Genomic DNA, 14916 nt, shown 5'->3' on the forward strand with positions numbered 1-14916 from the left:
GCCTACAGGATAAAATACAATACCTATAGGCCGCATGAGGCGCTGGGATATGATATCCCGGCTAATTATTATAAACTTGAAAATCTGGTGGGACTAACTTTAAACTCGAAATAGTTGTTCCGAAAAAGTCGAGCAGGACATCTGCTTCAGGGATTTTATCCTGATTAAGATAACCAAACCCTAACTTGTTAAAAATCTTATCAATAAATCTTCTTTCGGTGTTGGCTTCGTTTCCTTTTCTCAAGCCGACTATATTCTTATTATATACTTCTTGAAAAGCTTTATATGCAGAGAGTACTTCTTCGTCAGAAGGCCAGTTTTTTGGCCCTGCTTGCGGCAGGCGTTCCAAGAGATAATGGCTTGAAAAGACGCCGGAGGTTATCCAGAGGTTTTCAGTCAGTCTTTTCATTTATTCATTATTCGGGATAAACAGTCCTTCTATCTCGCTGATGACATTGGATAATTTGACATTGCCGGACTCGGCAATAGTCCCATCCTTAAGATGCTTGTGGTATGGAAATGTTTTTATATCCTTTGCTTTGGGATCAGGAGCATTGTCATATCTGAAAATACTATCCGACCCCTTACGGTAATTATAGCCATATTTATATTTCTCTATTCTGCCTTCGGATTCTTCAACGAACTCTTTATAGTCAAGTATTGTCCCGTCCCTGAAGTCAATCTTCCCTGAGACAAAGGCGATATCTGCTGTTTTGCGGTCAATGGTTAAATTGTATGAAGATACTATTTGGGAGGAATTAATGAGAGCTTCTAATTCTGCAATATAATCACTTATATTCAAAAGTTATTTCCTCAAGAGATTTCAAGTTTGCCTTTAATCTTTTCAGTGTCTCAAGTTCGCCTTCCCATTCGACAAGCTCCATATCGTTTACCTTGCCATAGAGGGAATCTCTGTCGAATTTTCCGTATTTATTCTCAAATTCCTGCAATTTAGACTGAGTTCTCTGGACTGCCTTTCTGAGCAAATCGGTTTCCGTATGTATAGCGCCCGCTATCTTCTTCTTCGTCCAATTATCATTTGTTTCCACAACTAATCTTGTCATTTTTTCACCCCTTTCGCTTAAGCCTTCTTTTATGCGTATTTTAGCATATTAGATACCACAAGAGAAAAGATTCCAGAGGTTATCCGGAGGAAGTTTCCGTGGAAAGTTTTTGTAGGCTAAATTTTTGCAGCGAGTTTCTTTTTAGTCCATTCCACAAGCCCGCCAGACGCAATCAGTTCCTGCATGAATGGAGGGATTGGGTTGGACCTATATGATTCGCCGCTGGTGATATTTCTTATTGCCCCTTTGTCTGCATCTATCTCAATCTCATCGCCCTCTTTTATCTTTTCAGACGCCTCTTCAGACTCAAAGATGGGAAGGCCTATGTTAAATGCATTCCTATAAAATATCCTCGCAAAGCTCTTTGCTATCACAGCCTGAATGCCTGCTGCCTTTATCGCAATCGGAGCATGTTCCCTTGATGAGCCGCAGCCGAAATTCTTGCCTGCGACAATAACATCTCCTGCCTTTACCTTGTTCGGAAAGTTCTTGTCGGCATCCTCCATTATATGCTTTGCAAGTTCTGCGGGGTCGGATGTGTTAAGATGCCGCGCCGGTATAATTGCATCAGTGTCGATGTCATTGCCGAACTTCCAGTTTCTTCCCTTGATTATCATGCGTCTATATTTCCATATCCCACAGTCTTGGGTCAAGTGCATCCCTCAGCCCTTCACCCACAAGATTGTAACTAAGGACAGTAATCAGTATGGCAAGCCCCGGAAAAACAGAGAGCCACCATGCGATTTCTATGTTGTCCTTTCCCAATGTGAGGATATTGCCCCAGCTTGGCGCCGGAGGCTGAACGCCTATGCCTAAAAAACTGAGCGCAGACTCTACAAGCACAGCGCCTGCTATTCCAAGCACGGCAGAGACAAACACGGGAGCCATGCTGTTTATCATTATATGTCTGAAGATGATATTCATATCCCCTGTCCCCAATGCTCTTGCTGCAAGGACAAATTCCCTTTCTTTTAATGAAAGGACTTCTGCCCTTACAAGCCGCGCCACGCCCATCCATGACGTAAGTCCGATCACTATCATAATATTCATGATATTAGGGTCAATGAGTATTACCCTTAAGCTTTCCCGTATCCAGCCCGGTATCGCAGAAGAACTCCAGATGTTAGGGTCAATAAACGCAATGACAGCGAGGATAAGAAAAAAGGTTGGGATTGTGAGCATTATGTCAATGAATCTCATGATTATGCTGTCAACCCATCCGCTGTAATATCCTGATATCGCACCTAAAAAAATGCCTATGAGTGTTGCTATGCCTACAGAAACAAAACCCACAGACAATGATATTCGCGACCCCAAAATCATCCTGCTCAATACATCTCTGCCAAGGTCATCTGTGCCCAGAGGATGTTTGAGGCTTGGAGATTCAAGTATATGTTTTCTGTCAATGTCGTCAGGGTTATGCGGAGATATAAAAGGCGCAAAAACAGCAACAAAAAACATCAGAACCACAATAACCCCTCCTGCTGCTGCAAGCCTGTTTTTTCTGAACCTCCTCCAGAAAACGTCATTTAAAGAATGTAAAGAATGCCCTTTCATTGCCTTGCCCGTATCCTCGGATCTGCAAGCATATAACCGATATCAGCAAGGAGATTTCCTAATAGTGTCAGCATGCCTCCGATTGTTAGAATACACATCACCATCGGATAATCCCTTGTCATAACACTCATGAAAAACAACTGCCCCATGCCCGGAATGCCAAAAACACTCTCTAAGATTACGCTTCCGCCTATAAGCCCGGGGACAGATAAACCAATCAAAGTAATAAGCGGAAGCAGGGCATTTCTGAGCGCATGTTTGTAGATAACCTTTTTCTCAGGGAGTCCTTTTGCCCTTGCCACTGTGACATAATCCTGCCTTATAACCTCAAGCATACTGCTCCTCATGAATCTTGAATCTGCTGCAAGGCCTCCGAATGCAGAGATAAAAATAGGGATTATAAGATGACTGGCTCTGTCCCATATTTTGCCGGGCAAAGGCAGTGCATCATAATTCAGAGATTTCAGTCCGGAAATCGGAAGCCAGCCGAGATATACCCCGAAGAACATCATTAAAAGAAGCGCTAACCAGAATGACGGCACTGCAAACCCGATGAAAACAGTTGTTGTCATTAACTTGTCATAAAGAGAATTCTGATGGGTTGCCGATGAGACACCTATCGGTATCGCTATAATAAGGATAATTGCAAACGTTATCAGATTTATCATCAACGTGATAAAGAGTCTTCTGTCAAGCAAGGACTGTTTCTGGTCCCATATCTTTTGCATAACAGGCCTTCTGTCAGTTGAAAATGATTCTCCAAAATCGAGTTTTACAATTCTTTTCAGCCACAGGCCGTATTGGATTATCACCGGCTTGTCAAGGTTGTAGAGTTTTTCAAGCCTTTCCCTTGCCTCAGGCGTTATCTTCGGATTTAATTCCGTGAGAATATCCGTAGGTTTTCCCGGAGCAAGATGAATGATGAAAAATGAGATTAAAGTAATCCCAAAGAGTGTGGGAATCATCTCAAGAAGTCTCTTAAAAAGATAACTGATCATATTTAACTAATTCCTTAATTCGTCATTCCGTGCTTGACACGGAATCCAGTGATTTCTGGATTCCCGCTTTCGCGGGAATGACAAGTATTTTGTAATAGATCATCTATTGCTCCACCTTATGTTTTTGCATTTTTTGCGGCACATACCATTTCGGAAGATTATAGGTTATGCCGATAGGCGAGGGCTTTATGCCCTTGAATCTTGCATGGACAACCGGAGTTGCATCAGGCACATATAAAAAAAGATACGGCAGTTCTTCTGCGAGTATTTCCTGAATTCTGAAATACGCCTTTTTCCGTTCTTCCATATTAAATGTCCTTCTGCCTTTTTCAAGGAGCTCATCAACTTCAGGATTGCTGTAGCTTATGAAATTAAATTCCTTTTCTTTTGTCTTGGATGAATGCCAGATGTCATACTGGTCAGCGTCAAGACCGATGCTCCAGCCGAGAATTACGGCCTCGAAACGTTTTTTATCAATGAACTCATTAATGAATGTGGACCATTCAAGCGCCCGTATCTCAACCTTTATCCCTATCTTTGCAAGCCTCCACTGAATAATCGTTGCAGCATTTTTTCTCAGCGTATTGCCCATATTTGTGAAAATCGTAAACCTGAACGGATTTCCGTCCTTGTCCAGCAAACCATCGCCGTTGGTGTCTTCCCATCCTGCCTCTTTAAGGAGCTCTTTTGCTTTCTCGGGATTGTATTCATATTTTTTTACATTGGGATTATAAGGCCATGTATTCGGGACATAAGGCCCTGTTGCAGGGCTTCCAAGCCCGAAAAGCACAACATCAATAATCTCGCTCTTGTCTATTGCATAGGCAATTGCCTGCCTTACACGCTTATCCTGAAAAAAAGGATGTTTAAGGTTAAATCCCATATAGGTATATGCGAAAACCGGGAAGCGGAATTTCTGAAAGTTATTTTTGAAAAAATCCGTGTTTGTCTGCTTTGTATATTGTATCGGCGTAAGCCCCATCATATCTATGCTGCCTGCCTTAAGTTCAAGAAACATTGTTGAAAGGTCAGGGATCAACCTGTAAACATACCTGTCTATGTAAGGCCTGCCTTCAAAATACTCTCTGTAAGAATCAAGAATCAGTTCCTGCCCCGGAGTCCACCTTTTGAGTTTATACGGGCCGAGTCCTATGGGATTTCTTCCGAATTCAATCTTTGTTATATCCTTTCCTTCAAGAATGTGCTTAGGAAGAACAACAATGCCGCTCCATGACGTGAGCGCAGGCGCAAATGGTTTTTCATAGGTGACCCTGAATGTGTATTTATCAAGAACCTCTGCTTTTTTTACCTGTAAAAAATCTTCCTTATACGCCGTGGGTGTTTTTTCGTTAATAATCGTATCGTACCCGAATTTCACATCGTCTGCCGTGAATGCAGCGCCGTCAGCCCATTTCACGCCTTTTCTCAGATGGAATGTTATGACAAGCCCGTCCTTTGAAATATCCCATGATTCTGCAAGGTCTCCGATAACGCTGAGGTCCGTGTGGTATTTTACAAGCCCGTTGAACATTAACCCTGCAATATCATGGGAAGCGCTGTCGCTTGCAAGCATGTATATCAGATTGCTCGGCTCTCCTATGGATCCGACTATAAGCGCATCGCCGTATGCAGGCTCGTGAGAGTTGTTTCCTGAGATGGTTTTGATTGTCGCAGCAGGTTTCTCTTTACAGCCCATGATATTGACGGCAATTAAAAGACTTAGAAGAAAAAGAAATGCTTTTTTTGTTATACAAGAAAACATGAAGGTATTATACAAAAATACAGGTAAGGAATAACTACTCTACGCACAAGAAAAGTGGAATTATTGCCAGCCTATGGGTTCGTAGCCTTTTTCCCTGAGACAACGAGACACAAAATTTTTATAGGCTGGGCTGGGCTTTGATGATTTTGATATTCCCCTGACAAGCCCGCCGGCAGCTCCGGCTGCGCCTCCTACCCCTGCGCCTTTACCGATATTCCCTGTCACGGCTCCGACAGAGCCTCCAACAACTGCTCCGGCAGCGCCTCCTGCTGCCGCACTGCCAGCCGCATCACCGCCGGGATTTGTCTTGATATATTCATTGGCAAGACGTTCGCACTCCCCAATATCCATTTCTGCCTGTTCTTTGCCAACAGCCTTTAAATGAGCATTCGGATACAGCACCGGGTTTTCCTGCCCCGCGCACCCTGCAAGAAAGACAAAAATTATTGAAACCAGAAGCAAGATTCTAATCATGTTTTCACCTCTTCGTCTTACTTTTTCGCTATCCTCTGCCAATCTCGTTTACGCAAATATTATACTTGAGAAGAAAAATATATTTCACATCACCTTTGGCTTACAAATAATACTCTTTCAGATACTTTCCTGTATATGATGTTTTGGATTTTATTATCTCCTCGGGTTTTCCTTCAAATATTATCCTGCCTCCCCTTTCTCCGCCTTCGGGCCCCAAATCAATAATCCAGTCTGCTGCCCTGATGACATCAAGGTTATGCTCTATAACCAGCACAGTATTGCCTGCATCAACGAGCCTCTGAAGCACATCAAGCAAAGCCTTCACATCCGTGAAATGAAGCCCAACAGTGGGTTCGTCAAGGACGTAAAGCGTTGACGAGTGACGAGTGACGAGTGACGAGTTAAGTTCAGAGCAGATTTTTATTCTCTGTGACTCGCCTCCTGAAAATGTTGTTGCAGGCTGGCCAAGCCTGAGATAACCAAGCCCGATATCTTTCATCAATGACAGCCTGCCTGTTACCTGCGGAGTATCAGAAAAGAAATCCAAAGCCTCATCAACCGTCATATTAAGGATATCATTTACATTTTTGCCTTTGTATGAAATCCTCAAAACCTCAGGCTTATATCTCTTTCCTCCGCACTCTTCGCATGTTACATAAAGGTCTTCAAAGAAATACATCTCCATCTTCTGATACCCTTCGCCCCTGCATGTCTCACACCTGCCGCCGGTTACATTAAATGAAAAAAAGCCCGGGCCGTATCCGTGTGCCTTTGCCTCATGCTGTTCTGAAAAAAGCCTGCGTATGGGGTCAAACATTTTAAGATAGGTAAGCACATTTGAACGCGGGCTTTTGCCTATCGCAGTCTGGTCTATAAGTTTTATGTTTCTTATATGTTCCATTCCCAGAATATCTTTATATGGCAATGTCCCGACCAAGTCGGGATCAACCTTAATAAAATGTTTTGCCAACGCCCTGTAAAATGTCTCAACCACAAGACTGCTCTTTCCTGAGCCTGAAACTCCGGTTACTGCTGTAAGAGTCCCTGCGGGGATTCTAAAGTCAACGGACTTCAGGTTATTGCCGGCAGCGCCAGTCAGTGATATGAAGTATTTAGGAGTTAGGGATTGGGGTTTAGTTTTACTAACCCCTAATCCCCAATCCCCAATCCCCGTTTTGTTGATGTATTGTGCCGTCAATGTGTCAGCTTTTAAAAACTTTTCCATTGCTCCTGAAAATACAACCTCTCCCCCGTTGCGCCCGCCTCCGGGACCAAGTTCCACCACCCAGTCAGCAGTTTTGATAATATCTTTGTCGTGTTCGACAACGATTATCGTATTCCCAAGCCCTGAAAGTTCCGACATTATCTTTGCAATCCTCTCTGTGTCCCTTGGATGAAGCCCGACTGTAGGCTCATCAAGCACATAAAGCGTTCCTGTCAGCAGTGAACTGAGCTGGTTTGAAAGATTTACGCGCTGATATTCTCCTCCTGAAAGCGTCTTACCCTGCCTGTTGAGACTCAGATAGTCAAGGCCGACTCTGCTGAGAAATTGAAGTTTTAGGCTTATCTGTCTGAGAGGTTCTTTTGCAAGGCCTCTCTTGAATAGTGATATGTCAGCATCCGTGAAAAACTTTATAAGCCCTGAGACAGGCAGTTCGCATACCCCGGCAATATCAAGGCCGGAAATCTTATACGCAAGCGATTCCTTTTTTAGCCTTTTGCCCTTGCAGGCATGACAGATAGCAGCCTTTCTGTACCTGCTCAAAAATACCCTCACATGCAGTTTATATCTTTTTGCCTCAAGCTCCTCAAAAAAATTATCTATCCCGTAAAAATCCGTTGTGCCCTTAAAGAGCTTGTCTTTTTCTTCCTTTGAAAGTTCATTGAAAGGTTTCTTTATATCAATTCCGGCTTTTTTAGCCCCTGCAATCATCTGTTTTTTCCACCACTTATATCCTGACTTTTCCCATACGCCTATGGCGCCTTCTGCGAGGGAAAGATATTTATCCGGGATTATAAGTTCTTCATCGTAAACAAGAATATTCCCGAACCCTTTGCATTCAGGACATGCTCCAATAGGATGATTAAAGGAGAACAGCAGAGGCGAAGGCTCAGGAAGAGAGATATTGCACTCATCACATACATTCTCCCCTGAAAAACGCAGGGTGATTTTTTCAGTCTCATGCAGAATTACAATCACCACTTTTTCGTTTCCTTCTTTCCATGCCATCTCTACGGAATCCGAAAGCCTTGGCTCATCTTTTATCACAAGCCTGTCAATTACAATTGATATAAATCCCCCCTTGCCCCCCTTTACTAAAGGGGGGATGGGGGGATTTTCATCCTTCAGCATGTCTGATACATCAACAATTTCATTCTCAACCCACACCCTGTGAAAACCCCTTTGTTTGAGGGTTTCAAGCCCCGAGCTGCTCGGGGAAGAATTGAAGATGATTATTGCCTTGCTTCCTGTGTATTTTTCGATTAATTCCGTGACTACCTGCGAGGCATCCCATTTCCGTATCTCCTTTCCGCACTGCGGGCAAAATGGAGTTGATATTTTTGAATAAAGAAGCCTCAGAAGGTCATAGATCTCCGTGAGTGTTCCAACTGTTGAGCGCGAGCCCTTTACGGGATTTTTCTGCTCAAGGGCTATGGCAGGACGTATATTGTGGATTGCATCAACATCAGGCCTGTCCAGTTTTTCAAGGAAAAGCCGCGCATAAGTTGATAGAGACTCAATAAACCTCCACTGCCCTTCTGCAAAGATTGTGTCAAATGCAAGAGATGACTTGCCTGAGCCTGAAACTCCGGTTACTGCTATGACCCTGTCATGGGGAAGGCGGAGCGTGATGTTTTTGAGGTTGTTCTGCCGCGCGCCCTCAATTATAAGCTCCCTGTTTGACATCTTGATATTTTAACACGGAAGATGCCGTTCACCCATTTTTTGAAGTTCATTAGCAATGATTTTCTCAAAATTCCTTGCTCCTTTAACTGAAAGACTTCCTGATTCTATTTGAACAGCTAACGCTTCAATTTTCCCTATTGGATGGGCAGAGCGTGAAATGTTTTCTACCCTTACAGTAGAGCAGCCAAGCAAAGACATCGCAATTATTACAACAGTGAATTTAAATCTTTTTATTTTCTTCTCCCCTTTGAAAATAAGATTTTGAAGGCTGATAGCTCATGTGTCTTTAAAATTTGACAGAAAGATGTTGATTTGGTAAATTTTAAGTAGATTCGGTATCCTACAAGAGGAGGTGATAATCCGATGTCTCAGATAATAACTGCTGTTTTTGAGAATGGAGTTTTTAAACCCCTTGAGGAAGTAAAAATAAAAGAACATGAGAAAGTGGAGATAAAGATACTCTCTCCTGATGAGTGGCAGAACAGGTTTAACCGCATTATAGAAAAAATCCATAAAAAAGCCTCTCTGTATTCCGCTGAAGAGATAGAGACAGATATAGCCGAAACCATAAAAGAGGTCAGAGCAGAAAAGCGTGGTTGTTAAGGCAGTTATTGACACTAATATCTGGATTTCTGCCTTAATCAATCCTTTTGGACATCCTGCGAGATTGAAAAAACACTTTGAAAACGGAGACCTCATAGCTGTTATTTCAGAACCTATACTAAATGAGATTGCTGATGTCCTTAGCCGACCGAGAATTAAAGATAAGTATGATATTACATCTGAAGATATACAGGAACTTCTGTCTCTCATAGAAGAAAAAGCGGAGCATGTCCTTGTTTCTGGAAGCATTAATATTTGTCGCGATAAAGATGATGACCTTATCATTGAAACCGCAATAAAAGGTAATGCGAAGTATCTTATTACAAGAGATGACGATGTTAAATTTGATAAAAAAGTCTCTGCGTTTTTATCGCAATATGACATATCCGTCCTTACAGTGGCAAAATTCCTAAAACTCATTGGATAAGCGCCATTGTATCTTTATGCCGCTAATCATTTTGTTTTTAGTTGCTCAACAATTGCTTTGGCTATCTTTATTTGAACATCGGTAATTTCGTAATCATAAGCTTCTACAGAGAAGCTTAATAGAGCGTGAAATGTTTTCTACCCTTACAGTAGAGCAGCCAAGCAAAATCATCGCAACTATCCATAGCAATTTTTTCATTTCAAACCTCCTGAAAATAAGATTTTAAGGGCTAATGGCCCGTGCACATTGCATTGACCTGACCCCCAAAGCCCTTCCCATCAATTTAATCCCCGTTGGCTTATATTGCCTCTGAATACTTGACAGAGGTATCTTTGCAAATTCATAATAGGCTATGAAACTTGATGCTACTCTTTTAAAAAGCATGAAAACAGTTGGACTTACTGAGCCGGATAATGTGGTCAGGGAGTCTATAGCCCTCTTCCTCTTCCAAAAAAAACTTACATCTATAGGTAAGGCTGCTAAACTTGCAAATATGAGCCTCGCACAGTTTATGGAATTTTTGGAGTCTTTGAAAATACCGCAAGCAGAATACACACAGGATGACTTCTTAATGGATTTAGCAACGATAAAGAAGTTAAGACGAGGAAGATATAAGAGTTGATTATTGTATCCAATGCAAGCCCACTTATAAACATATCCAGACTTAAGCTCTTTCATCATCTTCCTGCTCTATATGAAAAATTAGTCATTCCCAATGCTGTATTTAGAGAAGTAGTTGAAAAAGGCGCTGGGAGACCTGGTGCTACTGAGGTCTCAGATGGTTTAAAGTCAAAATTTATTGAAATAAAACGGCTCAACAATACCCTTGCAGCGTCCGCCCTTTCTGAATTTTTTGGAGATGGTGAAGCAGAGGCTATAGTCCTGGCATCTGAAATATCCGCTGATGCCATTTTGCTTGATGACAATAAAGCAAGAATAGTGGCGCAGTCCATGAATCTCTACCCGATAGGAACAATAGGTGTTTTGTTAGAACTTAAAGATAGAGGCATTATTCCTGAAATTAAGCCGTATCTTGACAAGGTTATTAAATATGGGTTTAGAATAAGCCTTGACCTATATAATAAAGTCTTACAAAAAGCTGACGAATAAGCGTCTATGTAATACTACCATCTCCATCTCACCCCGTCAGAACCTCCTCCTCTTTTTGTTCATCTTTTACGGTGATAATGCCTTTATTTCCTTCTCCACCGCATCAAAGAACTTCTTGTAGAACTCCGCATCCTCAACTGTTCTTTCTTCCTGCTTAACCTTTGTGGCTTCGCTTCCAACAGGGATTAGCCCGAAAAAAGTTCGGTCGGTTTTTGTTCTGACTTTTTCAACATGCTGCACCGCGCTGATATAATATAAATAGTAGCCTTATCGCTGCCTGCGGCTATTACATTTGCGTTAACAGTAAGGACAGTGCTGTCTTTGCCGTCTTCAAAGTATCTTGCTGCTGTAAATGATTTTGCCTGAGAATCCTCTTTTTCAATCCTGAAATTCTGGGTTAATCTTGCTTTTTTAACTGCGAGATAGCAGGTATCAACAGAGGCTCTGAAAGTCCTTACATTCGGGCCGCCGTCTTTGTTAAAGACATCCTTGTAAACCTGCGGACTGCCGCAGGCGGAAAGCAGAAAGATAAGCAATAGAAAAACAATTCTCCTCATAAAATCCTCCAGCAGAAAAAGGAAGGACTATATTGCGTCCTTCCTTTCATAGAACTGTTTAGAATGAATAGGTTAAAGCTCCGCCCATAGAGAATTTGCTTTTCATCTGACCCTCAACCTCAAGGCTAAGCCCTTTGCCGAGCGGCACTCTGACTCCTGCAAAACCGCCGATGTTGTTTTTCTCTTTGTAGGTTGTGGAAGCGATACCACCGCTTCCGGTTGTAAAGTTTTTTATGTCCTCTTCTGCTTTTGCCTTATTCCAGAAGGCAGCCGGGCCGCCATAGAGGATAACCTCGCCAATCTTAGCTTGAGCGCTAATTCCAAGATTAATATCCCAAGGTTTTTTCCACTTTGCCTTTGCATATCCCGAATCACTCCAACCAAGCTCCCTCAAAGTCCATTCATCCTTATAGCTTGAATATACGCTTGTCTGAATAAAAGGGCCTATGCCAAAGGATTTGTTATCGCTTTCATAGATAACCCCTTTTATTCCCAGTGTACCGAATGGTTTTAGACTGTCTTTTAAATCAACAGGACCGACATTGGTAATTGTTCGATCATCAAAAAATTTTTTGACCTTGATATCAGCGCCTCCAACTCTTAAATATGCCTCCCAGTTTTTTATAATGCCATAGCTTAACTGAAGGTATGTCTGGTTCTGATTGGCTTCTCTTTCTTTAAAATCCACTGTATTCTTTGGTTTCAATTTAGCTGAAGAATAGAAATAGCCAACCCCCAATGCTACCTTTCCATCTTTTGCAGCAGGCTCAGGCGGGCCGAATTGTCCTGCATATACCATACTGCCTGTTGCAAATATCGCTGTGATTGCAATTACCAGTATCAGTTTCTTCATGATTTCCTCCTTCTTTTAAGAGTGTTTGAAATAAAAACTGTTTATTTTGTAATGCCTCCTTTCCCCTCTGGATTAACCTTTCCATAATTTATACACTTTTTACATTGTATTGTCAATAAGAATTTTTACAATCTAAAACATTGTGGTAAGCAGAAGGTGAGGGTTGTTATAGTGGTTTATGTATAAAAAGAAGCTAAAAACGAGCAGGGCGATTGGTGAGAAAATTAAAGGGCGGAGGAGGGAACTCGGGATTTCACAGGAAAGACTGGCAGAGATATTGGGTGTTACATATCAGCAGGTGCAAAGATATGAAAACGGCATGAACAAACTCAACGTGGAAAACATCCAGACGGTTGCAGATACCCTAAATATGCCTGTCTCTTATTTCTTTGAAGGTGAAAAGCCATCAATGGTTGCCGAAAAGTCAGCTTTTTATCTATCCGCCAATGAAAACAGGCTTTTAAGGTATTTCAGAAAAATCAAAAGCAGCGCTTCTAAAAAAACAGTCATTCAGGTCGCCAGAATTGCAGCAAAGACAAATTAAAACCGCAGTTGTTGTTTATAAAAAGACATTTCATAGCCAAATTTAAATAACTCATCGGTTCGTAGAGGTTTTGAGACGCACATGCCTGCCAAGAGAGTATGGATAAAATGTGATAGGAGGCTGTGTTTGGATTAAGGCAAGATTCACGGGTCTGTCAGAATAGGGGCTGAAGTCGCAACGAAGTGGAGCGGATAGCCCCGCATTAAAACTTGTAAAAGGCTGCTATATAGCACTAACACCTGCACTTTCGCAAAGGTGTAGTTTAAGATTGCCGAAAGACAGACACAGCCTCCTTACTGGTCTTTTTACATCCTCTCAGGCGCGCTGAGTCCCAGAATCTCAAAACCGTCTTTCAGGACAATCCTTACTGCCTCGCATAAAGCAAGCCTTGCCTTAGTAATGGCAGCATCATCCGTAACCACCTTATGTCTGTGATAGTAAGGGTGAAACATCCCTGCGAGTTCCTGAAGATAAAATGTTATCCTGTGCGGCTCATGCGCTATGACAGCCCCTTCAAATGCCATTTGATATGCAAGCAGTTTCTTTATTATCCTTATCTCCTCAGGAAGAGATAAAAGGCTGAGATCCGCTTCATCCGGTTTTTCAATATTTATCCCCTGCTCCTTTGCGTGAGAGAATATACTGTTTATGCGCGCATTTGCATACTGCACATAAAAAACAGGATTTTCCGCTGACTGTGCTTTTGCAATCTCGAGGTCAAATTCAAGATGGCTGTCAGGGCGCCGCGTGAGGAATATGAACTTTGTAGTATCTGCGCCAACTTCGTCAATTACTTCTTTCAGGGTCACAAATTCCCCTGCCCTCTTTGACATCTGAACAGGCTTGCCGCCTCTCAAAAGCGACACCATCTGAACGAGAAGTATTTTCAGTCTTTCCTTTGGATAGCCGAGCGCCTGAATCACCGCCTGCATCCTTGGAATGTATCCGTGATGGTCAGCGCCCCAAATGTCTATAAGCTCATCAAATTCTTTCTCTACCTTATTCCTGTGGTATGCAATGTCAGGCGCAAAATAGGTATACTCTCCGTCTTTTTTAATCACAACCCTGTCTTTGTCGTCTCCAAATGCGGTTGACCTGAACCACACTGCGCCGTCTTCTTCATAGATATAATCACGCTCTTTCAGGTCGCTTATAGACTGCACTACCTCTCCTCTTTCATAAAGCTCTCGCTCGCTCTGCCAGGTGTCAAAAGCAATGCCGAATTCCTTTAAGTCCTGCTTTATGCCCTCGAGCATCAGCCTGTAAGAAAAATCCGCAAAAAATTCTCCTGCCTCTTCAATGGATGCCTCTGCATATTTATTGCCATAATTCTTTATCACTGTATTTGCAATGTCTTCAATGTAAAAACCCTTATAACCGTCTTCGGGAGATGGATAATCTATGCCGAGCAGTTGGTTATATCGCGCAAACACTGAAAGCCCGAGCAGTTTCACCTGTCTTCCGGCATCATTTACATAGAATTCCTTTTCAACTTTATAACCTGCAGCGCTCAGCAGATTTGACAATGCAGAGCCAACAGCAGCGCCCCTGCCGTGTCCGAGGTGTAAGGGCCCCGTAGGATTTGCGCTGACGAATTCAATCTGAATTCTTTTACCTCTTCCAATATCAGCCCTCAAAAATCCGGAGCGGTCCTTTATCAGGCTTTTTAACTCTGAGTAAATGTATTGCTTTGAGAAGGTAAAATTGATAAATCCGGGACCTGCAATCTCTATTTTCTCAAAAACATCTTTTTCAGCAATGGCATTTACAATATCTTCAGCTACTTTCCTCGGCGGTTTTTTGAGAATTTTTGACAAAGACATTGCAACAGGGGTCGCAAGGTCGCCGAATGATTCTTCCTTCGGCAATTCTATAATTATCTCCGGAATGGAAATGCCAAATTGTTTAACTGCTCCCTCTATAATGTCATGCAGTTTCTTTTTCATCGAGATTAAGTTTACCCCGTTGCGACAAAAAACATCAATATTATGATAACTGGTAAACTTGACACTAACTGACAATTTAGGTTATTTTAATCACTCTGGTTTTGCTCTTTTAA

General features: G+C 42.2%; 17 protein-coding genes. 5 read left to right on the plus strand and 12 right to left on the minus strand.

Annotation, left to right across the window (positions count from 1 at the left end; all coding sequences use genetic code 11):
* Positions 1-61: 61 nt before the first annotated feature.
* The 9 genes from HY035_11725 to uvrA form a co-directional block, all read right to left on the minus strand.
* Positions 62-409 (minus strand): hypothetical protein, encoded by a 348-nt coding sequence (locus HY035_11725; protein ID MBI3379051.1) that lies wholly within the window; start codon positions 407-409, stop codon positions 62-64.
* Positions 410-802 (minus strand): hypothetical protein, encoded by a 393-nt coding sequence (locus HY035_11730; GenBank protein ID MBI3379052.1) that lies wholly within the window; start codon positions 800-802, stop codon positions 410-412.
* Positions 789-1064, minus strand: a complete 276-nt coding sequence (locus HY035_11735) for a hypothetical protein (protein MBI3379053.1) — start codon at positions 1062-1064, stop codon at positions 789-791. The genes HY035_11730 and HY035_11735 overlap by 14 nt, the downstream gene beginning before the upstream one ends.
* Before the next feature lie 116 nt (positions 1065-1180).
* Complete coding sequence (gene leuD, locus HY035_11740; protein ID MBI3379054.1) at positions 1181-1681, minus strand: 3-isopropylmalate dehydratase small subunit; 501 nt, start codon at positions 1679-1681, stop codon at positions 1181-1183.
* Between the two features lie 4 nt (positions 1682-1685).
* Entirely contained in the window at positions 1686-2621 is a 936-nt protein-coding gene (locus HY035_11745; GenBank protein MBI3379055.1) for an ABC transporter permease, read from the minus strand.
* Positions 2618-3619: an ABC transporter permease gene (locus HY035_11750; GenBank protein MBI3379056.1), complete on the minus strand. Its 1002-nt coding sequence runs from the start codon at positions 3617-3619 to the stop codon at positions 2618-2620. The genes HY035_11745 and HY035_11750 overlap by 4 nt, the downstream gene beginning before the upstream one ends.
* A 103-nt stretch (positions 3620-3722) precedes the next feature.
* Positions 3723-5315: a peptide-binding protein gene (locus HY035_11755; GenBank protein MBI3379057.1), complete on the minus strand. Its 1593-nt coding sequence runs from the start codon at positions 5313-5315 to the stop codon at positions 3723-3725.
* A gap of 126 nt (positions 5316-5441) precedes the next feature.
* Positions 5442-5855: a cell envelope biogenesis protein OmpA gene (locus HY035_11760; protein MBI3379058.1), complete on the minus strand. Its 414-nt coding sequence runs from the start codon at positions 5853-5855 to the stop codon at positions 5442-5444.
* 100 nt (positions 5856-5955) lie between these two features.
* Positions 5956-8763, minus strand: coding sequence for an excinuclease ABC subunit UvrA (gene uvrA / locus HY035_11765; protein ID MBI3379059.1), 2808 nt, complete (start codon positions 8761-8763; stop codon positions 5956-5958).
* A gap of 363 nt (positions 8764-9126) precedes the next feature.
* Here uvrA and HY035_11770 point away from each other — a divergent pair, with 363 nt between their 5' ends.
* The 4 genes from HY035_11770 (at position 9127) to HY035_11785 (ending at position 10903) form a co-directional block, all read left to right on the plus strand.
* On the plus strand, positions 9127-9366 hold the full coding sequence (locus tag HY035_11770) for an antitoxin family protein (GenBank protein ID MBI3379060.1): 240 nt from the start codon (positions 9127-9129) through the stop codon (positions 9364-9366).
* A complete protein-coding gene (locus tag HY035_11775) occupies positions 9356-9793 on the plus strand; it encodes a putative toxin-antitoxin system toxin component, PIN family (protein ID MBI3379061.1) in 438 nt (145 codons plus the stop codon). Before HY035_11770 ends, HY035_11775 begins: the two co-directional genes overlap by 11 nt.
* A gap of 352 nt (positions 9794-10145) precedes the next feature.
* Positions 10146-10415 carry a UPF0175 family protein gene (locus tag HY035_11780; GenBank protein ID MBI3379062.1) on the plus strand — a complete coding sequence of 90 codons (270 nt, stop codon included), beginning with the start codon at positions 10146-10148 and terminating at the stop codon, positions 10413-10415.
* A complete protein-coding gene (locus tag HY035_11785; GenBank protein MBI3379063.1) occupies positions 10412-10903 on the plus strand; it encodes a DUF3368 domain-containing protein in 492 nt (163 codons plus the stop codon). The genes HY035_11780 and HY035_11785 overlap by 4 nt, the downstream gene beginning before the upstream one ends.
* Positions 10904-11088: 185 nt before the next feature.
* Here the strand turns inward: HY035_11785 and HY035_11790 are convergent, their stop codons facing one another.
* Together HY035_11790 and HY035_11795 are read right to left on the minus strand one after the other, a co-directional pair.
* Entirely contained in the window at positions 11089-11460 is a 372-nt protein-coding gene (locus tag HY035_11790; protein ID MBI3379064.1) for a hypothetical protein, read from the minus strand.
* Between the two features lie 58 nt (positions 11461-11518).
* The gene (locus HY035_11795; protein MBI3379065.1) at positions 11519-12313 is read right to left on the minus strand and encodes a hypothetical protein; all 795 of its coding nucleotides are present in this window, start codon (positions 12311-12313) and stop codon (positions 11519-11521) included.
* Between the two features lie 178 nt (positions 12314-12491).
* Between HY035_11795 and HY035_11800 the strand changes: the two genes are divergently transcribed.
* Positions 12492-12857, plus strand: a complete 366-nt coding sequence (locus HY035_11800; GenBank protein ID MBI3379066.1) for a helix-turn-helix transcriptional regulator — start codon at positions 12492-12494, stop codon at positions 12855-12857.
* Between the two features lie 305 nt (positions 12858-13162).
* Here the strand turns inward: HY035_11800 and HY035_11805 are convergent, their stop codons facing one another.
* Positions 13163-14803: an arginine--tRNA ligase gene (locus tag HY035_11805; protein ID MBI3379067.1), complete on the minus strand. Its 1641-nt coding sequence runs from the start codon at positions 14801-14803 to the stop codon at positions 13163-13165.
* Positions 14804-14916: the final 113 nt, after the last annotated feature.

This window comes from Nitrospirota bacterium (assembly GCA_016195565.1).
Taxonomy (GTDB): Bacteria; Nitrospirota; Thermodesulfovibrionia; order Thermodesulfovibrionales; family UBA1546; genus UBA1546.

Excerpts from the sequence above, each read along its gene's own strand:
- HY035_11725 (MBI3379051.1), bottom strand. The coding sequence starts at position 409 with ATGAAAAGACTGACTGAAAACCTCTGGATAACCTCCGGCGTCTTTTCA.
- HY035_11735 (MBI3379053.1), bottom strand. The coding sequence starts at position 1,064 with ATGACAAGATTAGTTGTGGAAACAAATGATAATTGGACGAAGAAGAAG.
- leuD (MBI3379054.1), bottom strand. The coding sequence starts at position 1,681 with ATGATAATCAAGGGAAGAAACTGGAAGTTCGGCAATGACATCGACACT.
- HY035_11745 (MBI3379055.1), bottom strand. The coding sequence starts at position 2,621 with ATGAAAGGGCATTCTTTACATTCTTTAAATGACGTTTTCTGGAGGAGG.
- HY035_11750 (MBI3379056.1), bottom strand. The coding sequence starts at position 3,619 with ATGATCAGTTATCTTTTTAAGAGACTTCTTGAGATGATTCCCACACTC.
- HY035_11755 (MBI3379057.1), bottom strand. The coding sequence starts at position 5,315 with ATGGGCTGTAAAGAGAAACCTGCTGCGACAATCAAAACCATCTCAGGA.
- HY035_11760 (MBI3379058.1), bottom strand. The coding sequence starts at position 5,855 with ATGATTAGAATCTTGCTTCTGGTTTCAATAATTTTTGTCTTTCTTGCA.
- uvrA (MBI3379059.1), bottom strand. The coding sequence starts at position 8,763 with ATGTCAAACAGGGAGCTTATAATTGAGGGCGCGCGGCAGAACAACCTC.
- HY035_11770 (MBI3379060.1), top strand. The coding sequence starts at position 9,127 with ATGTCTCAGATAATAACTGCTGTTTTTGAGAATGGAGTTTTTAAACCC.
- HY035_11780 (MBI3379062.1), top strand. The coding sequence starts at position 10,146 with ATGAAACTTGATGCTACTCTTTTAAAAAGCATGAAAACAGTTGGACTT.
- HY035_11790 (MBI3379064.1), bottom strand. The coding sequence starts at position 11,460 with ATGAGGAGAATTGTTTTTCTATTGCTTATCTTTCTGCTTTCCGCCTGC.
- HY035_11795 (MBI3379065.1), bottom strand. The coding sequence starts at position 12,313 with ATGAAGAAACTGATACTGGTAATTGCAATCACAGCGATATTTGCAACA.
- HY035_11800 (MBI3379066.1), top strand. The coding sequence starts at position 12,492 with ATGTATAAAAAGAAGCTAAAAACGAGCAGGGCGATTGGTGAGAAAATT.
- HY035_11805 (MBI3379067.1), bottom strand. The coding sequence starts at position 14,803 with ATGAAAAAGAAACTGCATGACATTATAGAGGGAGCAGTTAAACAATTT.